The organism is bacterium (assembly GCA_024742285.1).
Taxonomy (GTDB): Bacteria; Myxococcota_A; UBA9160; order UBA9160; family UBA4427; genus UBA4427.
This window is the reverse complement of record JANSYR010000010.1, coordinates 127,756-150,516: the sequence shown is the minus strand read 5'-3', so window position 1 is coordinate 150,516 and position 22,761 is coordinate 127,756. Positions and strand designations below refer to the sequence as shown.

The 22,761-nt window shown below is 68.6% G+C and carries 19 protein-coding genes; 8 read left to right on the top strand and 11 right to left on the bottom strand.

Features of this window, described 5'->3' with window-relative positions; all coding sequences use genetic code 11:
* Positions 1 to 4 precede the first annotated feature (4 nt).
* Positions 5 to 484 carry a hypothetical protein gene (locus tag NXI30_18425; GenBank protein MCR9096207.1) on the top strand — a complete coding sequence of 160 codons (480 nt, stop codon included), beginning with the start codon at positions 5 to 7 and terminating at the stop codon, positions 482 to 484.
* A gap of 70 nt (positions 485 to 554) precedes the next feature.
* Here the strand turns inward: NXI30_18425 and NXI30_18420 are convergent, their stop codons facing one another.
* The 6 genes from NXI30_18420 to NXI30_18395 form a co-directional block, all read right to left on the bottom strand.
* Positions 555 to 1,289 carry a hypothetical protein gene (locus NXI30_18420; GenBank protein ID MCR9096206.1) on the bottom strand — a complete coding sequence of 245 codons (735 nt, stop codon included), beginning with the start codon at positions 1,287 to 1,289 and terminating at the stop codon, positions 555 to 557.
* Between the two features lie 435 nt (positions 1,290 to 1,724).
* Complete coding sequence (locus tag NXI30_18415) at positions 1,725 to 3,242, bottom strand: NAD(P)/FAD-dependent oxidoreductase (GenBank protein ID MCR9096205.1); 1,518 nt, start codon at positions 3,240 to 3,242, stop codon at positions 1,725 to 1,727.
* Positions 3,243 to 3,255: 13 nt separating this feature from the next.
* Positions 3,256 to 4,461 (bottom strand): CoA transferase, encoded by a 1,206-nt coding sequence (locus tag NXI30_18410; GenBank protein MCR9096204.1) that lies wholly within the window; start codon positions 4,459 to 4,461, stop codon positions 3,256 to 3,258.
* Between the two features lie 59 nt (positions 4,462 to 4,520).
* Entirely contained in the window at positions 4,521 to 5,246 is a 726-nt protein-coding gene (locus tag NXI30_18405) for a hypothetical protein (GenBank protein MCR9096203.1), read from the bottom strand.
* Positions 5,247 to 5,418: 172 nt separating this feature from the next.
* Complete coding sequence (locus NXI30_18400) at positions 5,419 to 6,456, bottom strand: amidohydrolase family protein (GenBank protein ID MCR9096202.1); 1,038 nt, start codon at positions 6,454 to 6,456, stop codon at positions 5,419 to 5,421.
* 4 nt (positions 6,457 to 6,460) lie between these two features.
* Positions 6,461 to 7,543 carry a Zn-dependent alcohol dehydrogenase gene (locus tag NXI30_18395; protein ID MCR9096201.1) on the bottom strand — a complete coding sequence of 361 codons (1,083 nt, stop codon included), beginning with the start codon at positions 7,541 to 7,543 and terminating at the stop codon, positions 6,461 to 6,463.
* Between the two features lie 143 nt (positions 7,544 to 7,686).
* Between NXI30_18395 and NXI30_18390 the strand changes: the two genes are divergently transcribed.
* Both NXI30_18390 and NXI30_18385 read left to right on the top strand, forming a co-directional pair.
* Complete coding sequence (locus NXI30_18390; protein MCR9096200.1) at positions 7,687 to 9,879, top strand: molybdopterin-dependent oxidoreductase; 2,193 nt, start codon at positions 7,687 to 7,689, stop codon at positions 9,877 to 9,879.
* Positions 9,876 to 11,822, top strand: a complete 1,947-nt coding sequence (locus NXI30_18385; GenBank protein MCR9096199.1) for a DUF3604 domain-containing protein — start codon at positions 9,876 to 9,878, stop codon at positions 11,820 to 11,822. The genes NXI30_18390 and NXI30_18385 overlap by 4 nt, the downstream gene beginning before the upstream one ends.
* On the opposite strand, the gene NXI30_18380 is transcribed toward NXI30_18385, so the two are convergent.
* Positions 11,801 to 13,309 carry a hypothetical protein gene (locus NXI30_18380; GenBank protein ID MCR9096198.1) on the bottom strand — a complete coding sequence of 503 codons (1,509 nt, stop codon included), beginning with the start codon at positions 13,307 to 13,309 and terminating at the stop codon, positions 11,801 to 11,803. The two genes, NXI30_18385 and NXI30_18380, sit on opposite strands and share 22 nt — an antisense overlap.
* 145 nt (positions 13,310 to 13,454) lie before the next feature.
* On the opposite strand from NXI30_18380, the gene NXI30_18375 reads away from it, so the two are divergent.
* From NXI30_18375 to NXI30_18365, 3 genes are all read left to right on the top strand, one after another.
* On the top strand, positions 13,455 to 14,264 hold the full coding sequence (locus NXI30_18375; GenBank protein MCR9096197.1) for an SDR family oxidoreductase: 810 nt from the start codon (positions 13,455 to 13,457) through the stop codon (positions 14,262 to 14,264).
* 1 nt (position 14,265) lies between these two features.
* Entirely contained in the window at positions 14,266 to 15,600 is a 1,335-nt protein-coding gene (locus NXI30_18370) for an MFS transporter (protein MCR9096196.1), read from the top strand.
* 165 nt (positions 15,601 to 15,765) lie between these two features.
* On the top strand, positions 15,766 to 16,509 hold the full coding sequence (locus NXI30_18365; GenBank protein MCR9096195.1) for a hypothetical protein: 744 nt from the start codon (positions 15,766 to 15,768) through the stop codon (positions 16,507 to 16,509).
* A 52-nt stretch (positions 16,510 to 16,561) separates the two neighbouring features.
* Here the strand turns inward: NXI30_18365 and NXI30_18360 are convergent, their stop codons facing one another.
* The gene (locus NXI30_18360) at positions 16,562 to 17,338 is read right to left on the bottom strand and encodes an SDR family oxidoreductase (GenBank protein MCR9096194.1); all 777 of its coding nucleotides are present in this window, start codon (positions 17,336 to 17,338) and stop codon (positions 16,562 to 16,564) included.
* A gap of 116 nt (positions 17,339 to 17,454) precedes the next feature.
* Here NXI30_18360 and NXI30_18355 point away from each other — a divergent pair, with 116 nt between their 5' ends.
* Both NXI30_18355 and NXI30_18350 read left to right on the top strand, forming a co-directional pair.
* Positions 17,455 to 18,483: a Rieske (2Fe-2S) protein gene (locus tag NXI30_18355; GenBank protein ID MCR9096193.1), complete on the top strand. Its 1,029-nt coding sequence runs from the start codon at positions 17,455 to 17,457 to the stop codon at positions 18,481 to 18,483.
* A gap of 105 nt (positions 18,484 to 18,588) precedes the next feature.
* On the top strand, positions 18,589 to 19,257 hold the full coding sequence (locus NXI30_18350) for a TetR/AcrR family transcriptional regulator (protein MCR9096192.1): 669 nt from the start codon (positions 18,589 to 18,591) through the stop codon (positions 19,255 to 19,257).
* 22 nt (positions 19,258 to 19,279) lie between these two features.
* On the opposite strand, the gene NXI30_18345 is transcribed toward NXI30_18350, so the two are convergent.
* The 3 genes from NXI30_18345 to NXI30_18335 form a co-directional block, all read right to left on the bottom strand.
* Entirely contained in the window at positions 19,280 to 20,548 is a 1,269-nt protein-coding gene (locus NXI30_18345; protein MCR9096191.1) for a methyltransferase domain-containing protein, read from the bottom strand.
* A gap of 165 nt (positions 20,549 to 20,713) precedes the next feature.
* Positions 20,714 to 21,772, bottom strand: a complete 1,059-nt coding sequence (locus NXI30_18340) for an ADP-ribosylglycohydrolase family protein (protein MCR9096190.1) — start codon at positions 21,770 to 21,772, stop codon at positions 20,714 to 20,716.
* Positions 21,773 to 21,804: 32 nt separating this feature from the next.
* Positions 21,805 to 22,758, bottom strand: coding sequence for an aldo/keto reductase (locus NXI30_18335; protein MCR9096189.1), 954 nt, complete (start codon positions 22,756 to 22,758; stop codon positions 21,805 to 21,807).
* Positions 22,759 to 22,761 lie beyond the last annotated feature (3 nt).

Genomic DNA, 22,761 nt, shown 5'->3' with positions numbered 1-22,761 from the left:
AACGATGCGACGTAGGGCACTCTCGCGCCGGGCGATTCCGCTCCTCGCGATCCTGGGGATCCTCGCCCTCGGCGGGCCGTCCGCCGCAGCCGGCGGGCCGAAGGGCTTCATCAAGACGGCGATGACGCCCTTCCAGCTGGCCGTGTCGCCGGGGGGCGTCCAGCTCTTCCATAAGGAGACGAAGGTCTACGGCTGGCGCCTGTCGCTCTTCTACGGGACCCAGAAGAAGGTCTACGGCCTCGACACCGGCTTCTTCTCCGACGCCTACGCGCTCAAGGGCGTGCAGGCGGGGATCGGCAACCAGGTGCTCGGAAAGATGCAGGGCGTCCAGCTCGGAGTCGCGAACGGCGTCGACCACGGGTATGGACTGCAGCTCGGCGTGCTGAACCGGGCGAAGTCGATGAAGGGACTCCAGCTCGGCGTCCTCAACTTCAACGACGAGGGGTTCCTTCCCGTCTTCCCGCTCTTCAACTTCGCGCCTTAGGACGTGGACCGAGGATTGCGCCTCTTTCGGGCGTGTTCCTCCCGAAGAATGCTCCGCGTGCCCGTGCTCGCTAGATCGCGAACCTCGCCCGATGCTCGACGCAGCTCTCGATCGCCCGCGTCCGGATCCGACCGAAGTAACACTCCGCCAGCCAGCCCCGAACCGACGGGATCCGGCTGGCGAAGAGACGCCCACGAAGGACGTCCTTCAGATCCATCACCCTCTTGGTGATTCCCAGCGTCTGCGCCGGCGTCCCCCTCCGACGGTTCTCTGATCGATCCTTCAGGTAGTTCCGCCACACCACCCAGATCGCCAGGCGATAGAGAGCGGATTGTCTCCGTTTAGAGAACGCGATCGTCTCCCGCTTGTGGTTCGCACTCGAGTGCCGAATCAGCATGTCCGACAGGTTTACGGGGAAGAGCGGATTCTCCGGCGTCCGCGCTTCCTTCGAACTCGTCTGACCATGAACGAACGTCCTATCCGTGAGCCCCGCCATCGCCCGTGGGTAGGCCTGGTGCTCGTCGCTCCGGAGCTCGACCACGCCGCCGGGCGGAACCACTCTGCGAAGCAGCTCTTCGGTTCTCTTCCGCGTCGCCTGCGGGTCCGGTCTCCCAAACTTTCGTTCCAGGATCTGCCGTTTCACGGCCTGGGCGGGCCTCATCGTACCGCTTCGCCTGAGCTCGGCATCGTTGAAGCCGTAGACGAAAAGGCTTCTTCCCACGACCAGATTCAAGTCCATCGGCCAGTACTGGCTGTGCTCGAAGGTCCGGAAGCCGTCCAGGACGAGAGGCTCGTTGGGACACATCCTCGGCCTCATGGCCTCGTGGAACAGAAGACAGTGCCGGCCCAAGCGATCACTCAGACGCCGAACCGTCGAGTGCGAGACGCGCTTGGCTCGGGCGATCTGGCGGAAGCCCGCGCAACTCACTAAGAGGTGGAACACGTCCTCGAGGAGATCGCCGCGCCTCAGCCAGTAGGACGGAGAGAAGGTCTGTGAACTGAAGTAGCGGCCGCAACGGGTACAGCGGTACCGCTGGATCCGGCGCGGCCGGGCCTCTCGTTCGTAGAAGCCTTTCTTCTGAAAGCGCCAACCGGTTGGATCTGCATGGAAATCGCAGTCGAGGTTGGGGCAGTGAGGTGGGCGGCGCAGGAAGGGCGGAGTCGGCATGCAGACCGGCCTCGCAGGATGCGTGCCGGGTGCATTCTACGGCCCACGTCTCGCGCCTTAGGACGTCGGCCGTCAGCCGAAACGGTAGTCCCGAAGCGGGAACGTCCGGCTGCGCAGCCAGTGCTGCCCGCCCGTTACCGGGCGGAGTCCGGGCGTGTCTCCGTGTGCGTCGAAGTAGTAGCTGTTCGACGAATCACAGTTCCCCGCGAACGGCAGCGTGTCCGCGCGTCGCTGCTCGACGCGCCGGAAGTCCGCGCGGAACGCCTCTTCGCGCACCTCCACCCGTGACGCCCCCCGACGCCGCGCCTCGACGAGTACCCGACTCATGTGCCGGCTCTGGGTGTCGATCATCGTGAAGTACGACGCCCCCGCCGCCGAGTACGGCCCCATGAAGAGGAAGAAATTCGGGTAGCCGGGAACCGTCGCGCCCTCGTAGGCGCGGTATCGGTCCCGTGCCCACTCCTCTCCGAGGGAGCGCTCTCCCCGCCCGAGGATCTCGAAGTTCGGCATGCAGCTCGGATCGAAGACGCTGTAGCCGGTCGCGCAGACGAGGACGTCGAACTCGTGGAGGCGACCATCCGCCGTCCGGATCCCGGCGGACTCGATCTTCTCGATCGGATCGGTGACGAGCTCGACGTGCTCGCGATTGAAGCAAGGGTAGTAGGTATTGGAGAAACTCGGCCGCTTGCAGAAGAAGTTGTAGTCGGGGATCAGCTTCTCCTGGATCTCGGGATCATCGACCTGGGACCGCATCCATTCGACGAGACTCCGCTCGAGACGCTCGAGCAGGAAGGGGAACTTCTTGTAGTGGATGAAGCCGGGGCCGAGGGTCAGCTCGACGATCGCGAAGAGCGCCCAGCGCGCGAGCCGCTGGAGGAAGGGCAGCCGGGCGAAGAGGCGCTTCGTCCGATCGGAGATCTCGGCGTCGGGCTTCGACATGAGCCAGATCGGCGTGCGCTGGAAGATCGAGAGCGCAGACACGTCGTCGACGATCGCGGGCACGACCTGGATCGCGCTCGCGCCCGTTCCGATCACCCCCACCCGCTCGTCCTTCAGCGCGACATCGTGGTCCCAGCGTCCGGTGTGGATGACGGATCCCGCGAAGGTGTCGATTCCCGGGATGTCGGGGAGCTGTGGATCGACGAGCAGCCCCGAAGCGCTGACGAGATAGCGCGACCGGATCCGTTCGCCGTCCTGGAGCTCCGTGGTCCAGACGCCCTCTTCGTCGTCCCAGCTCGAACGCCGGACGGGACACCCGGTCCGGACGTGGGCGTCGATGCCGAAGCGCTCGGCGGTCGACAGCGTGTACTCGAGGATCTGCTTGCCGCGCGGATAGACGTGGTCCCAGTCGGCGCTCATCGCGAACGGATAGGAGTAGATGAACGACGGCATGTCGACTTCGAGGCCCGGATAGGTCGCATCGCGCCAGGTCCCGCCGATCTCTTCCGACTTCTCGAGGATCACGTAGTCGTGGAATCCGCGGCGCTGGAGTTCGACGGCGGCGCCGATCCCCGAGAAGCCGGAGCCGACGATCACGATGTCATGGTCCAGCGCGACCGTCTCGACCGCGAGCTGTGCCGCTACTGCCACGATGCGCCTCCGCCTAGCTCGACGACGAGACGATCAGCGCGATCGTCTCGTCGTCGACGCCGGCCTCGCCGAGGACGTCGGCCGTGTCAACCGCGAGGAGCGGCGCCGGCGCGTCCCCGGTCATGGCATGTCCCGACATCCGGAATGGCGGGGCGACGGTCTTGAACTTCCCGAACTCGGGGTGGTCGACCGTCGCGAACATTCCGGTCGCGTTCGCGTTCTCGTCCTGGATCGCCTCGGCCAGGGTCCGGACCGGCGCCCAGATGAGCCGTCCCCCGTTCAGGACGTCCTCCCACTCCGCCAGGCTCCGCTCCTTGAAGAGCGCGTCGAGGAGTTCGACCAGCGCCCGGCTGTTCCGGAAGCGCTCGCCTGCGTTCGCGAAGCGCTCGTCGGCGGCGAGATCCGGTCGCTCGATCAGCTTCGTGAACGTCGGCCAGTAGCGGTCGGCCTCGATCATCACGAGGAAGAGCCAGCGCCCGTCCCGGGTCTCGTAGTGGTTCCAGAGCGGATTGCGCGGCTCCTTTCGGTCGTGCCGGGGAGGTGTCTCCCCCGTCGCGAGAGCGTTCGCCGCGTCGTTGCCGTTGATGTAGTACCCGATCTGTTGGAGCGCGACGTCGATCACCTGTCCGTCCCCACCCTGATCGCGTACGCGAAGCGCGCCGAGGATCCCGGTGACCATCGCCATCGCGGCCGAGTGGTCGCCGACCCCCGGACGCATCCAGCCGGGCGGCGCATCGAGGTCCCGGAGATGATCCATCAGCCCGGAGAGGGACCAGAAGGCCGTGTAGTCGAAGGCCGGATCGTTCGCGCGATCACCGTCGGGCCCGTAGCCGGAGAGCCGCGCGAAGATCAGCGAGGGCTGATCGCGCTGGAGCGTCTCGGGATCGAGCCCGTACTTCTCGAGGCGCGCGGGCAGCACGTTCGTGATCACCACGTCGGCTCCGGCGATCACCTTCCGGAGCGCCTCTTGCGCCTGGGGAAGCGCCAGGTCGAGGCCGAGCGAGCGCTTCCCCCGGTTGTCCATCTGATAGGGGGCGCCCGCCGGAAAGTCCGAGTCGAAGCCGGCGAGCTTCGGTGAAGCGTGACGGTAGACCTCCCCCCACGGCACCTCGACCTTCACGACCTCGGCGCCCATGTCGGCGAGCAGCGCTCCCGCGGCAGGGACCGCGACGAAGCTGGCGATCTCGACGACCTTGATTCCAGCGAGGGGGGCAGTCATGAGGGATCCTCCAACACGTAGGCCGCAAGACTAGCCGACTCAGGCTCGAGCCGATCGCCTCAGTCGGGCGGCGGGAGCAGCTCCCATCCGAACCCGGCGAGGCACTCCTTGAGCTCGCGGCCGGAAAGATCAGAGGTACACGCGTCCCTCGCGCGACGGTAGGCACCCGGCGCGGGGTCCGATGCTCGTCCGGGCACGAAGACCAACAGCCCTCGCTGCCCTACGCGAAACGGTATGTATTGCATCGACCTGAAGAGGCACGCGTTTCGCGTCTCGCCCTCCGGTTCGCGACAGGAGTCCCGGACGCGTTCGACGGCTTCCCGCGCCAAGGCCTCTGCGGCGAAGTCCCGATCCTCGATCGCAGTCGGAGACTCCCCTCTCTGGATGCGCTCGAAATCGGGAGTCCCTCTCAGCGGTACCGACTCGTCGGTCCCCGCTCCGTCGACGACGTTGCAGCTCCTCGTCTCCGTGTTCGTTCCACGGCGGGAGGCCACGCGGCAGAGGGGTGCGCATTGTAGGCCGGGGAGCGATTCGCCCGTCGACGAAGCACGCAGGGTGGGCGCGATGCGGTATCGCGTCCAACGCCGCTCGTGCGTCGGCATTCGCTCGAGGCGGGTGCGCTCGAGGTTGGGATCGAACACGTACCTCTCACCTGCGACCAGGTCTGCTTCGATCCGACACGTCGTCGTCATCAGCGAAAGAGGTCCGATGAGCTTCTGCCGAGATTGCCACTCGAAGTCGATCGTATGCTTGCCGGGAGGGAAGCGAGTCTTCCGGTCGTCCATCGCCCGACCGTCGAGACGCGTGACCTTCGCGTAGCGATTGGAGGTCTCGATCTGGACTTCCTGACTCGCGGATGAATCAGGATCGCGCTGCGTCGCTCCGCTCCCTGCGCAGCCGAGAACGAGTGTGCCGAGCACGGCGCCGATCCAGCGTCGCGAACGCGCGCTGCCCATCCTATTCGCCTCCGATCCGATAGACACGACGCGCCGTTCCGCCGAAGAGCGCGTCCTTCTCGTCGTCGGAGTAGCCGGCGGCGAGCTTCTTGAAGCCATTCCAGAGCACCTCGTACGAGAGCGAGAGCTTGTCGACCGGAAAATTGCTCTCGAACATACAGCGATCCGGCCCGAAGGTCTGGATCGCGTGGTCGTAGTAGCGCGCGTAGGTCGCGACGAACTCGTCGCTGGTCGGCGGCTTCGCCCGCCTCTCCCAGCCGAAGCCATTCCACGGCATCGCCATCCCACCGAGCTTGATCGCGACGTTCGGGCACGTCGCGATCGCTGCGAGCTTCGCCCGCCAATCCGGGAAGATTTCCTCCGCCTTCCCTGCGTAGGGACCCGCCCCGAGCGGCGCTCCGAGATGATCGACGACGATCGTCGTTTCCGGGAACGCGCGCGCCAGCGCGGCGAGGGAAGGCAGCTGCGTGTGATACTGGTAGCCGTCGAAGACCAGGCTGCGTTTCGCGATCTCCGCAAAGCCCGCGCGAAACCCGGGCTCGCCGTACCAGTCGCCGTCGGTCGCGTAGTCGACCCGTGCGATCTCCGGGCTCGGATCCCAGATGCCCATGTCCCGCACGCCCCGGAAGAGCGGACTCGCCTCGAGCTGGGCGTCGAGGGTCTCCGCGACGCGATCCGCCCCGTTCACCAGCCACGCGTCGCCGACGATCCCGACGATCTGGACGCCGTCCGGCGAAGCCGCCGCCTCCCGCGCGCGTCGGTCGACCCGCTCGATCTCCCCGACCGGTCGGAGATGCTCGGGCCCGTCCCGGCGATAGCCCTCCTCACACTCCATGTAGATCGCGCCGGTGACGGCGTGGCGCGACGTGTCCCGCTGGAGATCGGCGAGGGCATACCTCGGAAAGGTCGGATTCTCTTCGAAGAGATGGAAGTGGGGATCGAGGATCGGTCGCTCTGGATCGAGGATCTCCTCCTCGACCGAGGCGAGCCAGTCCTCGCGAAGCGCCATCCGCGAAACCTCGCCGGCTTCCTCCTCCATCCCGCTAGTCGAAGGCGATCACGGAGCGGGCCACCTCGCCCTTCCGGAGCGCTTCGAATCCGGCGTTGATCTCGTCGAGGCGGAGCGTCCGCGAGACGAGCTCGTCGAGCTTGAGCCGCCCCTGCAGGTAGAGATTCGCGTAGGTCGGCATGTCGATCCGGAAGCGGTTCGAGCCCATCGTCGAGCCTTGCAGCTTCTTCTCGGCGAGGAGGGCCACGCCCTGGACTTCGACGGTCGTCCCGATCGGGATCATGCCGATCACCGTCGCCGTCCCGCCGCTGGCGAGCATGTTGAAGCAGTCCTCGGCGGTCTGCTTGAGTCCGACCGCCTCGATCGCGTGGTCGACGCCGCCGCCGGTCATCTCGAGGATCTCCGCCACCGAGGTTCCCTGGCTGGCATCGACGGTGTCGGTCGCGCCGAAGGTCCGGGCGAGCTCGAGCTTGTCGGCGAGCATGTCGACGGCGATGACCCGCTCGGCGCCGGCGAGCCGAGCGCCCTGGATCGCGTTCAGGCCGATCCCGCCGCAGCCGACGACCGCGACGATGTCGCCGGGTCCGATCTTCGCCGTGTTCTGCGCCGCGCCGACGCCGGTCGTGACCGCGCAGCCGATCAGCGCCGCCCGGTCCAGCGGCAATTCCTTCGTCACCTTCACGACCGCCTTCTCGTGGACCAGCATCTGTTCGGCATAGCAGGAGAGCTCGGTCAGCTGATGAACGACCTCTCCTCCATGGGAGAGACGGGGCGGGGCGTCCGGGGTTCGCACCAGGTTCTCGTGCGGGCAGAGGTAGGGCTTGCCCCGCAGACAGTTCCGACACTCGCCGCAGGACATCGACACGCAGGTGATCACGTGATCGCCGGGCTGCACGTAGGACACGTCCGAACCGACGGCCTCGACGACCCCGGCTCCCTCGTGCCCCAGCACGATCGGCAGCGCGCTCGGGTACTTCCCTTCCTGGAAGTGCATGTCGCTGTGGCAGACGCCGGCCGCCGCCGTCCGGATCAGCACCTCGTTCGCCTGGGGTCCGTCCACGTCGACGTCGAGGATCTCGAGCGGCTTGTTCACCTCGGTCAGCACGGCTGCGCGCATCGCATTTCCTTTCGTGGGCGACCGCCGGAGAGCGGGGTCGCGGGCTCCCCAGTCTATGGAAATCGAGCCACGCGCACACTCGCGAATCCGGTACGCTCGGACGGGTCGCCCGGCCACCATGGGCGATCGGAGGGAAGCCCGCGATGGCCGTCGAGACGAAGATCACTTTCTGCCGCGTCTGCGAAGCCACCTGCGGCCTGGAGGTCGACGTCGAGGTCGACGAGAACCGCGTGGTCGACATCCGACCCGACCCGAAGCACGTGGTCAGCAAGGGCTACGCCTGCGTGAAGGGCACGCGCTGGGGCGCGACCCAGCACAGCCCGGACCGCGTGCTCCATCCGATGAAGCGGACGGGCGACCGGTGGGAGGAGATCTCCTGGGACCAGGCGATCCGCGAGATCGCCGACCGGATCCGGACGCAGATCGATCGCCACGGCCCCGAGACCTTCGCCCACTTCGTCGGCTCGGCGGGGGGCGCGATCCTGATGTCCCCGATGTTCCGGACCGCCCTCTACGAGGGGCTCGGAACGCGACGCATGTACGGAACGGGGACCTGCGACACGATGAACAAGTTCCGGGTCAACGGGGAGATGTACGGCGCACCGATGCGCCTCATGTACCCGGACGTCGAGCGCGCGTCGTTCATGATGGTCCTGGGCGGGAATCCCGCGATCTCCGGGAACACGCTCTACCACCTCCCGCGCGCGCAGGAACGCTTCGCGGAGATCACGCGACGCGGCGGCCGCGTCGTCTTCGTCAATCCGCGAAGGATCGAGACCGCCCGCGCCGGCGAGCATCTCTTCATCCGACCGGACACGGACGTCTACTTCCTGGCGGCCTTCGCGAACGAGCTGATCCGCGGCGGCCACGTCGATCGCGAGCGCGTCGAGGCACACATGACCGGCTTCGAGACCCTCGCCCGCTCCGTCGGGCCCTGGACCGCGGAGCGACAGGCAGAAGTCACCGGTGTTCCCGCCGAGACGCTCCGGGATCTCGTCCGCGCCCACGCCGAGGCGAGCCGGCGAAGCGAGGACGGTCAGGGCGGTGCCGCCCTCTACATGGCCACGGGCGTGAACCAGGGGCGCAGCGGCTCGCCCTGCTTCTGGCTCCTCGAGGCGATCAACGCCATCAGCGGAAATCTCGACCGCCGCGGCGGCACCCTCCTCGGCAGCGGATTGATCGACATGGGCGAAGCGATGGGCGAGCTCGGCCTGACCTTCGACCGCGAAGACGGACTGCCCACGGTCTCCGGGATCCAGCCCTCGGGCATGCTCGCGGACGACATCCTGAACGACGCGCCCGGGCGGGTGACCGCCATGATCGTCGAAGCGAGCAATCCACTCCTCGCCTGCAGCAACCCGAACGGCCGACTCGACGAAGCCTTCGCTTCCCTCGATCTCCTGGTCACGATCGATCTCTTCCGGAACGAGGTCGGTTCGATGGCGGACTACGTGCTTCCCGCGCAGACGTGGATGGAGCGTCCCGAGATGCCCTATGCGCTCCAGAGCTTCGCCGGCACCTGTCCCACGCCCTACATCATCTACGCCGATCCCGTCCTCGAGGCGCCGCCGGACGTCCGTCCGGAGTGGTGGATCTACGTGCGACTGGCCGACGAGCTCGGCGTCGACCTCTTCGGGAAGAAGCTCCTCTCCACCCTCGCGAAGACCTATGCGAAGGCCCTCTACTCGCCGCTGCGTCGTATCCTTCCCGGCATCGAACGCCTGATGGACGGGATGCTCAAGGGGGCCGGGATGCCCGGGATCGCCGCGATGCGAAGGGATCACCCGCACGGCCTCCTCCTCCCGGAGAACGAGGGCGACAATTTCCTCGGAACGGACCGCGTCCTGACCCGGGACAAGAAGGTCGCCCTGGCGCCGACGCCCGTCGTCGAGGCCTTCGAAGAGAACACCGAGCGCTTCTACGCCGAGGAGCTCGCGAACCGCGACCGCCTCAAGCTGATCGGCCTGCGCCAGATCAAGCGAATGAACACGGCGTCCTCCAACAGCGAAGCCCTCGTCCGCGAAAGCACGAACTACGCCTACCTGAATCCCGAGGATGCGTCCCGGATCGGCGTCTCGAACGGCGACGACGTCGACGTGCGATCGGATCACGGCAGGATCCGAATCCCGGTTCGGGTGAGCGACGAGATGATGCCGCGGACGGTCGCGATCCCGCAGTGTTGGGGACACGCGAAGGCCGACGGTCTCTCGCACGCGGCGAAGCATCCGGGCGTCAACTCGAACCTTCTCGCCGGCGACGGGCTCGAGCACGTCGAAGCCCTCTCGGGCATGTCACACCTCTCGGGCATCCTGATCGACGTGACCCGCGCGTCGTGATCCCGTCGCCCCGTTCGAAGCGCGCCCGCTCGGCGCTCGCCTGTGGGCTGCTCGCGGTCGCGGCGGCGGCCCCGAGCAGCGCGGCGGGAGATCGCTGCGCCGATCATTCGCCCGAGCGACGCGCCTTCTTCGGCGACCTCCATGTCCACACGTCGCTCTCCTCCGACGCCTACGTGTTCCAGACGCGTACGCGGCCGGACGATGCCTACCGCTTCGCGAGCGGTCGCGGGCCCGCGGGCATGCGCGTGATCACGCAGTCGGGCGTCGTCGCCGCCGAGGCCACGATCCCGCGCCCGCTCGACTTCGCTGCCGTGACCGATCACGCCGAGATGCTCGGCGGTCCCTGGGTCTGCACGACGCCGGGCAGCGGCGCCTACGACAGCGAGATCTGTCGCCGCTTCCGTGCGCCCTGGGCCCCGGTCGGCGACCTCGCCGACGGCGTCGCGAAGATCGTCGCCCTGCTGAACGACCTCGACAGCGAGGTCGTTTGCGGCCCGGGCGGCGTCGAGAGCGGCGCCCGCTGCATGGAAGGCATGCGCACCGCCTGGCAGGAGATCCAGGACGCAGCGGCGCGCCATGATCGGCCCTGTGCGTTCAGCACCTTCGTCGCTTACGAGTACTCGTCGAATCCGGAGATGTCGAAGGTCCACCGCAACGTGATCTTCCGGAACGAAACCGTCCCCGCCCTCCCCGTCTCCTCGCGGACCACCCCGGAGGCCGTCGGCCTCTGGCAGTCGCTCGCGGAGAGCTGCGTCGACGCGGGCACGGGCTGCGATGCCGTCACGATCCCGCACAACCCGAATCTCTCGAACGGGCGCGTCTTCTCCCTCGACTACGGGGGGACCAGGACGCCGGCGGAGCAGCGCGCCTACACGCTGCTGCGACGAAGGATGGAGCCCCTCGTCGAGATGTTCCAGATCAAGGGCGACTCGGAGTGCCGGAACGGACTCGCCGGCGTGCTCGGGGCGACCGACGAGCTGTGTGGCTTCGAGAAATACCGACGACCGAGGGAAGGCGACGTCCCGGACTGCGGCGACGGCGTCGGAGGTGGCGCGCTCCTCGGCCGTGGCTGCTTCACGCGTCGCGACTTCGCGCGCTACGCCGTGGCCCGCGGCCTCCACGAGGCCGAGCGGGTCGGATCCAACCCCTTCCAGGTCGGCTTCATCGGGTCGACCGACATCCACGAGGGCCTCCCGGGGGACGCCGACGATTGGGTCCGCGACGGTGTTGCACGTCCCCAGCGAACCAACAGCTTCGGCAACGACAACCCGGGCGGCCTCGCCGGCGTCTGGGCCGAGGAGAACACCCGCTCCTCGCTCTTCGACGCGCTCGAGCGGCGCGAGACCTTCGCGACGAGCGGCCCTCGGATCGAGCTCCGTTTCTTCGGCGGCTGGGACCTGCCGAGCGATCTCTGCAGCCAGCCGGAGCTGGCGAAGCGGGCCTACGCGACGGGCGTTCCGATGGGCGCGGACCTCCCGGCCCGTGCTCCGCGAAGCGGTCCGGACTTCGTCGCGAGCGCCCTCGCCGACCCGGGCGTCGAGGGACACCCGGGCGGTCTCCTCCAGCGCCTGCAGGTCATCAAGGTCACGTCGGACGCCGACGGGCGCGCCGTGCAACGGGTGATCGACGTCGCCGGCGATGCGAACGGGGCGACCGTCGACCCACGAACCTGCGAGCCGATCGGGGCGGGCGCCGCCGCGCTCTGCGCGCGCTGGACCGATCCCGACTTCGACCCCACCGAGCGGGCCGCCTACTACGCGCGGGTCGTCGAGAACCCGAGCTGTCGAGCGTACGCGCGCACGTGCCTGAACCTCTCGGGGGCGGATCGGCCGGCGGCGTGCGACGACCCGGAGATCCCGCGGACGGCTCAGGAGCGGGCGTGGTCGTCGCCGATCTGGTACACCCCGGGCGCCGACGGCGTTCAGTCCGCCGACTCGAGATAGCGACGCGCACGCTTCCGGAGCATCGGATCGTGGCTTCGCGAGACGACCTCGCGGGCCGCGAAGGCGGCGGCGCGCATGCGCCCGTCCGCTGCCCGGAGCTCGGCGTCGACCAGATCGATCTCGAGCGCGCCGGTCCCCTCCGCGCGGGCGAGCTCGAGACAGCGCGCCGCCGTCAGGGTGTCGCCCTGACCGGTCGGGATCTCGCCGTCGATGAGGCGAGCCAGCGCGAGCCACACGCGCGCGACGCCCTCTCCTTCCCCGCTGCTCGCCGCACGGAGATGCGCCAGGGCGAGATCGAAGTGCCCTTGCCGTTCGCCAGCGTCCCCGCTCGAGCGCGCCAGCTCGAGCTCGACTTCGGCGGCCCGCGCCGCGACGGACGCGTCCGGGCGAGGCTGGACGTGCGCCTCCCGACCCTCCGCGGCCCGCCCGAGTCGGAGCAGCGCCAGCGCGCGGCCCAGCTCGATGTCGGGGTGGGACGCGGAGCCGTCGCCCAGCGCTTCCTCGCGCGCGCGATCGAAGTATTCGAGCGCGAGCGCGGGTCGATCGAGGTCGAGGGCCAGCTCCGCCAGGGCGACGTGGGCCTCCCGGGGCGAGAGCGTTCTCGAAGCGATCTCGCCGGACTCGGGACCCGCGATCTGGACGCGATCGACCCGATGCTTCCCGGAGCCGAGATGGGTCCAGACACGCTCCGCGAGCGCACGCCGCGTTCCCAGCTTCTCGATCGCGTCGGCCAGAGGTCCGGTCCGGCCGCTCTCGAAGCCGACGCGCACCCGCTCGAGCGCCCGCCGCCCCGCCTGCTTCTGGGGCGCGTCGAAGAGGATCGTGTGGACGAGGGCCCAGCTCGCCGCCTCGAACTCGCTGCGCGACGCGCGCGATCGATCATCGAGGCGCGTGACGTCGAAGACGTCCGCGAGATCGCTGCGCTTCCACTCGATGATCGCGCGCGCATGCTCGGGATGGAGTCGGCCGATCTCGGCGATGGTGCCCGAGACGCGGATCGTGCTGGCCAGATAGCCACGCCCCTCGGCATACCAGAGCGGCGGGCGTTCGCGGGAGAGCGCGCGGAGCACGCGACGGGCGTAGCGATTGCGCAGGTCGGCGGTGACCCGCTCGGCGAAGCTCCCCGGCGCCCGGATCATGAGGATGGGCGCGTCGACCGAGGGGATCCACGAGGCCGGCTCGCCACGGATCGCGAAGGGGCGCCCGAAGCCACGATCGTCGAAGGCGACCACGCGCGTGCGATTCGGGAGCCGGCCGTCCGGGGGCAGACCGAGGGCGTAGAGGGTGCCGGCATGCAAGGTCTCGAGCTCGAGGGCCAACGACCGCGCCGCGGCCTCACCGAAGCTCGACGTCACCCGGAAGTTCGGGGTCACGACCTCGACGAAGCCCTGGTTCCAGGGCGAGACCGAAGCGCAACCGGTTCCGATCGCGAGCAAGATCAGACAGGCGACCACGCGTCTCGGGGCACCGGACGTCGGCTCGGGCATCACGTTCACTCGGTCCTCCAGGTCGGGAGCCCCGAGCCTACCAGCCGCACGCAGCGGTGAAAAACGGCCGCCGGCGCCCGCCCGTCGACCGTGTATCGTCGGACGCAACCATCGTCTGCCTCGCGCAGGCTGCTCCGGAGGCCCCATGCAGGATTTCAAGGACAAGGTCGCGATCATCACCGGCGGTGCTTCTGGAATCGGCCTCGGGATCGCTCGCGCGCTCACCGGCGAGGGGACCCACCTCGTGATCGCCGACATCGATCCGGACAACGCCCGATCCGCCGCCGCGAATCTCGAGGAACGCGGTGCCCGAACGCTTGCCGTCGCGACCGACGTGCGAGATCCCGCCTCGGTGGACGCACTCTTCGACGCCGCGAAGGCCGAGTTCGGCGGGATCGATCTCGTCTTCAACAACGCCGGGGTCTATCTCGGCGGCGCGATGCGCGACTGCACCTTCGACGACTGGAAGTTCGTGCTGGACGTGAACGTGGACGGCGTCTTCCACGTCGGGCAGAAGGCCGCCGCCGTGCTGCGCGAGCAGGGACGGGGCGGCTACGTCGTGAACACCGCATCCATCGGCGGCTTCACCTCTCACAACGCGGGCCTCGCCTACGCGGTCAGCAAGTTCGGTGTGGTCGCCTACGGCGACGCCATGCGCATGGACCTCGAGCCCGACGGGATCGGCGTCTCCACCCTCTGCCCCGGCCCGATCGACACCAACCTGACGGCGTCCGACCGCCTCCGGAATGCCGGTGACCAGACCGGCGGCGTCTCCGAAGCGCTCTCGCCCTTCATCCGCGGCGGGATGGCTCCGGACGAGATCGGTCCGATCGTCCTCTCCGGCATCCGCCGCGGCCTGCCCTACATCTTCACCCACGACGACATGCGGGAGGTCTTCAAGGCGCGCTTCGACCTCGTTCTCGAGTGCATCGACCGGATCGGCGAGCCAGCCTGAATTGAGCGCTCCGCCCGCCGCCCCCAGCGATCGCCCGAATCCGCGCTACGCCAACTACGTGCTCGCCATCATGGTGATCATGTACACGTGCAACTACCTGGATCGCTACGTCCTCGCAGTCATGATCCAGGACATCAAGCAGGACCTCGAGATCTCGGACTCGATGGTCGGGCTGATGCTCGGACCGACCTTCGCATTCTTCTACACGGGCATGGGACTCCCGATCGCCCGCTGGGCGGACAAGGGCTCCCGCCGAGACATCATCGCGATCGGCATGACGATGTGGAGCGCGTTCACGGCGCTCTCGGGCTTCGTCACGAACGCGGTCCAGCTCTTCCTCGCGCGGATCCTCGTGGGCGTGGGCGAGGCCGCGGGGGCCGCCCCCGCTCAGGCGCTGCTCTCCGACTACTTTCCCGCCGACAGGCGCGCGACGGCACTCTCGATCTTCCAGGGAGGCGTGTACTGGGGAAGCATGCTCGGGCTGGTCGTCGGGGGGCTGCTCGTCGACGCGATCGGCTGGCGCATAACGTTCGTCGTCGTCGGCGCGCCCGGACTGCTGATCGCCCTCGTCGTTCGGCTGACGGTCCGGGAGCCCGCCCGCGGTCAGTTCGAGCCGCCCGCCGCGCGCGCCCCGAAGAACGAAGGAGACGAGGGCGAGACGGCGACGGTCGCCGAGGTCGCGCGCTTCCTCGCGTCCAAGCCCACGTTCTGGCTCGTCGGCCTCGGCGCGGGGATCGCGTCCTTCGCGGGGACCGGGTTCGGCATGTGGTTGCCCACCTTCTTCGAGCGCGTCCACGACATGGCGCAATCGGAGATCGGCCCCCGGCTCGGCCCGATCCAGTACGTGCCTGCCCTGGTCGGCTCCTGGCTGACGGGGCTGGTCGCCGACCGACTCGGCCATCGCAGTCTCAGGTGGTACGCCTGGATCGGAGCGATCTCGGTCTTCCTGATGATCCCGTGGCAGGGCGCGATGCTCCTCTGGCCGGACGGACGCGACGCCATGTGGTGGGCCGTCCCCGCGGCGCTCTCGAGCGCCGGCTGGGCCCCCGTCGCCTACGGCATCGCCCAGAACCTGGCACCGCCTCACATGCGGGCCGTCGCCTCCGCGTTCATCATCATCTTCATCACGTTCCTCGGGACGGGACTCGGCCCCTGGGCCGTCGGCATCCTGAACGACCTCCTCGAGCCGAGCTACGGCGACCTCGCCGTCCGTTGGTCGCTCCTCTACGTACTGCTCTCCTGCAGCGTGGGTGCGGTCCTCTTCGGCCTCGCCGGCCACACCATCGAGCGGGACCTGGCAGCGACCTCGAGCTTCGGCGACCGGCGGAACGACTGACGGACGCCGCGTCGGGCCGCGGCCTCGCTCGACGCGGCGACCCGAGGCGGCCCTTCGACGAGCGCCGGGAATCGAACGAAGTCCGACAGGGGGCGCGGTCCGCTGTACTCTCCGTCCCCAGCGCCCCGAAACCCTGACGACACGGGCGCCCGAGAGGATCCGACGATGCGCGCCTGGCCCCCCCTCCTGACGACCGCCCTGCCCCGGCTGCTCGCCTGCCTCGCGTTGCTGGCGACGATGGGCTGCACGCGGGAGATCCTGAGCGTCGAGCTCCCGACGATGACCTTCGTGAACCCGGCGCCGCCGATCGACGGGAGCGTCGAGATCTGCGTTCCGTCGAAGCTCTACAAGCGACAGTGGAACGTCCCGGACCACCCCTATCGGATCGAGCTCGGCAAGCGTGCCGCACTCAACTTCGAGCGGATGGCGAAGACCGCCTTTCGGGAAGCCGTTGCGGTGTACGGCGACGGATGCGGCTCGACGAACGGCCTCCCCTGGATCGAGGCCATCATCGTCTCCGCCAACCGCGACTGGGACGGGATCGTCGGCGTGATCGACCCCGAGCCGGTGGACACCGCGCTCACGATGTCCTTCGCCCTCTTCGCCGACGACGGCTCGCCGATCTGGTCGACGTCGGTCAAGGCGGAGCACCGCGTCGTCGACTCTGCGCTCCCCATCTTCCTGGGCGGGACGCTGGTGCGCAGCCGGCGCGGTAGCCGGGACTTCGGCGCCGTCCTGGGCAAGGCCCTCGACGACGCCTATGAGCAACTGATCACGTCGACCGACGTCCGCGCCGCCTTCGGCGATGCCGGCCTCGAAGCGGATCCGGCAGGCGGTCCGGTCGCCGCCACCGCCGAGGGCGAGGCCGCCGAGGCGTCCAGCGAGGACGACGCGGCGAGCGAGCGCTGACGCCGCCCCGCTTCGCCCGACCGCGCTGGTCCGTCCCGCTTGGGTCCCTCACCTAACGCAGGACGCCGCCGCCGTCGACGATCACGCCCTGACCGTTGACACGACTCGCGCGATCGGAGCAGAGCCAGACGGCGGTCTCCCCGATCTCTTCCGGCCTCACGAGGACCCCGCCCGGGACGGTCGCCTCGAGGCGCTTGCGATGCTCCGGCCCGTTCGCTTCGAAGGAGGCCTGGAGCATCGCCGTATCGGTGATCCCCGGCAGGACCGAGTTGCAGCGGATCTGCTGGGAAGCGTACTCCTGCGCCACGTTCTTCATGATCCCGACGACGCCGTGCTTCGCCGCCGTGTAGTGGGGCTGCCCGGGCGCGGGCACGACGGCTGCGCCGGACGAGGTGTTGCAGATCGCGCCCCGCCCCGCCCCGACCACGTCCTGGGTCACCATCTGCTTGAGCTCGTGCTTCATGCAGAGGAAGACGGCCGTCAGGTTCACCGCGAGCATGCGATGCCATTCTTCGAGGGGCATCTCGTGGAAGACGTAACTCGGGCTCGTGATCCCCGCGTTGTTCATCGCCGCGTCGAGCCGACCGAAGCGCTCGACGGTCGTCGCGACCATCGCCTCGACCTGCGCCTCGTCGGAGACGTCGACCGCGAGCGCGAGCGCCTCCCCGCCCTCGGCCTCGATCAGCCCGACCGTCTCCTTCGCACCGGCTTCGTTCAGATCGACGACGGCGACCCGCGCGCCTTCTCGCGCGAAGATCCGTGCGCTCGCGCGTCCGATTCCGCTCCCCGCGCCCGTCACGAGCGCCACGCGCCCCTCGTGCATGCCCATCGTCGTCGACCTCCTCGATTCCCGGGACGCGGTTGCCGTCGCAGCGACCGGGCCTCGGATTCGGTTAGTCTAAACGCCTGCGATCGGCGCCGCCGGCGCCCGAGACGAGGACCCTCATGGCCGAACCGATCCACGATGCTCCTTCCCGATCCCGCTATCCCTTCTCGTCGACCCCCGACGGCTGGTACGCAGTCGCGACATCCGCCGAAATCGCCCCGGGACGGGTCCGGCCGCTCCGCTACTTCGGCGAAGACCTCGTGCTCTACCGGACCGCGTCCGGCGAAGCCCGTGTGACGGAGGCGCACTGCCCGCACCTCGGCGCGCATTTCGGCCATGGCGGCACCGTCGAGGGCGAGGAGCTCGTCTGCCCGTTTCATGCCTGGCGCTTCGACGGCGAGGGGCGCTGCTCCGGCATTCCCTATCTCTCGCGAGGCCAGCTGCCGGACGTCTCCGTCCGTACGAAGATCGTCGACGAACGTGCGGGCCTCGTCCTCGTCTGGCACAGCGACGAGGGCACCGAGCCCGACTGGTTCATGCGCGACATCCCCGAGTACGAGGATCCCGGCTGGCTCGGCTACGCGTCGAAGCGCTGGAAGATCCGCATGCACGTGCAGGAGCTCGCCGAGAACGTCCCGGACACCGCCCATTTCGAGACGGTGCACGGCCTTCCGGTGCTGCCTCGCGCCGAGGCGCGCACCGAAGGCCCGGTCTACTACCAGCGGAGCTCGGTCCCCGGCGCGTCGATGGGCACGGGCGACGACGACTACGTCTTCGCGCTCCAGGAGGCGTGGGGGCTCGGGCTCGTCTGGCTACGCGTCCCCCAGTCTCCGAGCATCTTCTTCCTGACCGCGACGACGCCGATCGACGACGAGTTCTGTGAGATGGCGATCCACCTGCTCCTCGAAGACACCGAGGGCCACGGAGAGCTGAGCGATGCGCAGCGGCAGACCGTCGAGATGACCTTCTCGCAGATCGAGCCGGACGTACCGATCTGGGAGAACAAGGTCTACCGTGAGCGACCGCCGCTCATCGAGGACGACGGTCCGCTTCCGGTCCTGAGGCGCTGGGCACGACAGTTCTATCCCGAGCTGCGCGACGCTTCGGAAAAAGCGAACGCGGATGCGACCGATCCAGCGGATCGATAGGCCCGTACCCGACGTTGGGTTATAACGATCACGGGACGGGCACTGAGCCCGGGCGAAGACCGAGGTCACGCGGCTCGCCCCCTCGACGGAGCGGAATCGGGTTCGATGACAGACGGAAGTGAATCGCCCCGCAAGACGCGACGCGGGAAGGTCACGCTCGAGAAGATCCTGGACGTCACGGAAGCGCTCATCGCGGAGCTGGGTCCCGACCGATTCCAGCTTCAGCAGGTGACAGAAGCCCTCGGCATCACGCCGCCGGCGATCTACAACCACGTCCGGGATCGCGACGACCTGATCGCCCAGGTGGCCGCGCGGGGCGGGCAGCGGATGGCGGAGCGGATCCGCCGCGAGCCGGGCGAGACGACCCTCGACGCCCTGCGCCGGAACGCGCGGGAGTACGTCGGCTTCCTGGCCGAGCACCCGGCCCACGCCCGGATGATCCTGTGGGAGACCGCCCGCCGCGGTACGTCCGACTGGTCGGAGCTCGCGCCCTCGAACGTCGAGATCTCGGCGCGGACGCGCACCACCTTCGAAGAAGCCATCTCGCGCGGCGAGATCAAGCCCATCGCGCTCTCGACCTACATGCAGGCGCTCTACGTCGGCTACGCCGCGGCCGTCGTCTGGCGAACCTTCCCGTTCGACCGCAAAGACGACCGCAAAGACGACCGGAACGACGCGGGGGTTGCCGCGAGCTCGTCCAGCCTCGACGCGGAAGAGATCATTCGCATGCAGGAGGAGGCGGACGAACTCGTCTTGCGACTGCTCGCGCCGTAGGAAACCGGGCGTCGGGTCCGCTTCATCCGATCGGAGGAACCACGCCCGCCGCAGGGCGCGCCCGCCTCGCCGGCGCCGGTCGAACGGCCGTCGCGATCATGTTGTTCCCGACCTCGCCTTCGGTCAGCAGGCCGTTGACCGCGCCGCGGATCTCCACGCGATCGAAGTGGCGTTCCAGGATCGCCCGGAACTCCGCCACACTGTACTCGCGCAGGTGCCAGGGGTTGATCGGAATCGCGCCGAAGAGATTCTGCGGCGTAGAGCAGAAGAGCCGCCCACCCGGGGCGAGGACCCGCCTCAGCTCGCGGCAGTAGGCCTCCGCGTCTTCCACGTGCTCGATCGTCTCGAGACTCACGATCGCCGTGAAGGCGTCGTCGGGAAACGGGAGACGACAGACGTCGGCCCGCTCGAAGGTGAGATTGTCTCGGTCCGACGTGCGCTCACGCCGGTTGGTCGCGATCACGTCTTCGTCGAGGTCGACACCGACGACCCGTCGAACCGTCCGTGCCAATCGTTCCGACCCGGAACCGTCGCCGCACGCCGCATCGAGCACGACGTCCGTGGGCAGGAGCGCCTTCTCCACGTGCACGTAGCGCTGCGCACAGTAGTTGCCGGGCTGGTACGCCCGGGCGGTGTCGCTCACGGAGCGTTCAGTGCCGACGAACATCGCCTCGGCGAGCCCGCGAAACCGGCGCAGCTCGTCGTCGGAGTAGCGGGGGAGCGCTTCCGGGGCGAGGACGAAGGAGCGGAACCGGTCGGTCCGGTCGAAGACGTACGAGAGAGGCCGCACGAGCAGACGCAATCGCTCGTCCTCGGGCCGCGCCAGGATCTCCTCCCGCGCTCGGCGGAGCGCATCGACCCGGACCGCGATCCCGGTGAAGTGGGTCTCGAAGTTGATCGGGGCCTGCACGAGATCGAACGAGCCCTCGTCCTGGATCGCGACGAGTCGCTCGAGCAGCTCGGGAATCAGGAACATGTGCTGCCCCATCACATGGAGGATGCGCGAAGCGCCGAAGTGATCCGCCGCCTGGAGCAGCCGGAGGGCGACGTCGTTCGTCGAGCCGCGGAAGAGCGTGACGCCCGTCGCTTCGGCGACGGGAAGGAACGCATCGTTCACGCCCTCGTCCGGAACCGCCAGGCAACACTGGCTCGCCACGAGTCCCTCGGTCTCGAGCAGGCGCTCGATCGTTCGCTGGACGGCGGGCATGCCTTCGACCTCGATCAACGAGTGATCGAGCGCTCCGTCCCATCCGCGTGCATGTGCCTGGATCAGGCCGAGGGTCTTCTCCATGGACGACGTCTCCCCTTCGCGCGACCGGAGCGGGTCGGCGTGGGGCTCTCATCGGATCTGCCGGTGAGCTGCCTATGCGATTTCGGCGTGCCGGCGAGGGAAACGACGCGATTTCCGGGATCTGCCCCAGAAGGCCTCGGGCTTGGACCCGAGCGTCCGGCCTCGCTAGGAAGCGAGGCGGGCCGCGACCGCCGCGGTCCGCGCGACGAGCTCGTCGAGGGCGTGCTCGCCCTCTCCGGCCAACGAGACGCGGACCCGCCCCTGCCAGGGCGCCGTCCAGGCTTCGGGAATCCGCTTCTCCTGCAGCGCCCAGAGCGCCCCGACCGTCGCCCCGTTGCAGTCGGTGTCCCAGCCGGCGGCGACGACGTCCCCGATCGCGGCCCCGAAATCGTCCGGATGCGAGAGCAGCGCCCAGACCACGAGCGCCAGATTGTTGTTCGTGTGGACGGGCGAGAGGTCTTCGTAGGCCTGGTGGATCGCCTCCGGCCCCTCGCCGGCCAGGGCGAGTCTTCGCCCGAGCAGGGCGGCGGCGGCGGCGCCCGATTCCGCCGGAACCTCCGCGAGCGCCACGTCGAGCGCGGAGGAGAGCTCGGAGCAGCCCGGAATCGCCGCCCCCCACGCGGCCACGATCACCGCGCCATCGATGCCGTCGCCCACGTGCGAGAGCGCCGCGTCCGCCCGCGCGAGACGCGCGGCCAGCGCGGGATTCCCGGGCGTGGCCCAGCCGTAGACGTCGGCGCGGATCTGCGCTCCGATCCACTCGTTGAACTCGTTGTCGGCACACTCGGCCAGGTCGAAGCCCGGCTCGGCCCCCATCGAGAACCATTCGTGCCCCTTCTCGAGGAGCGTCTTGTAGGCGGCGCGCTCCGCGGTGAAGGTCATGCCCACCGGGAGCTTCATCAGCCAGGTCCGTGCGACGTCGATCGTCGAGAGCGAAGCACCGTGGGCCTCGAGCATCCCGAGCGCCAGGACCGAGTAGTTGATGTCGTCGTCCGGCTCGCTCGCCTCGAAGCGATCGCGACAGCAGGAAGCCAGCAAGAGCGGCGGCGGCTCCGCCGCGAGCGGAATGTAGTCCCGGACCGGGAGCGCCCCGACGCTCTCGAGATACGCCGTCAGCTTTGCGTGCCCCTGAGTCATCGAGAAGGCCTCGACCGCCTTGCCCAACATGCAGCCGGAGACTCGGCCCTGCCATGCGTTGCGGAGCCGCCCCTCGAGATCTCCCATGCTCGCCTCCTCGGCCCGCGGAGGAGTGGTGGCTACGACAGCGCCTTGTCGACTGCGTCGAGCACGTCCCGGGCGAGCCCCCCGTGTGTGAGCTTCGCGTTGCTCTCGACCTGCTCCGGCTTCGTCGCGCCGGCGATCACCGAGGACACCGACGACTGACTGGCGAGCCAGGAGAGCGCGAGCTCGATCAGCGAGATGCCGGCGGCGGAGGCGACCTCCTCGAGGCGCTCGACCTTGGCGAGATTGTCGTCGGACACGAAGTGACCGTACATCTGGCTGAACATCTCGCGGCCTTCGCCGCCCCCGTAGCGGCTGTCCTTGTCGAAGTCCTGCCCGCGCTTGTACTTGCCCGTCAGCGCGCCGGAGGCCAGCGGGAAGTAGGGCATGATTCCGAGGCCGTGATGCTCCGCGGCGGGCACGACCTCGGCCTCGACGTCACGGTTCAGCAGGCTCCATTCGTTCTGGGCCGTGACGAAGCCCTTGAGACCCGCAGTGTCGGCCTCCCAGGCGGCGTTCGAGATCTGCCAGCCGGCGAGGTTCGAGCAGCCCGCATAACGAACCTTGCCCTGGTCGATGAGGATGTTCAGCGCATCCAGGGTCTCCGCGATCGGCGTGTCCGGATCCGGGATGTGCATGATGTAGACATCGATGTAGTCCGTACCGAGGCGCTTCAGACTCGCTTCGCACGCCTGCATCACGTAGCGCCGCGACGCCCCGCCCATCAGCGGCCCTTCGCCCATCGGCACCCCGAACTTCGACGCGATCACCACGTTCTGCCGCTCGGCCCCGAGCGCGCGACCGAGATTCGTCTCCGAGCCACCTGCGCCGTAGCAGTCGGCGGTGTCGAAGAAGTTGATCCCGCTATCGAGCGCCGCGCGGATCACCTTCTCGCTCTGCTCGTAGTCGATCGTCCAACCGAAGTTGTTGCAGCCGATGCCCGCGACCGAGACCTTGAGGCCCGAGTCGCCGAGGTTGCGGAATTCCATGTC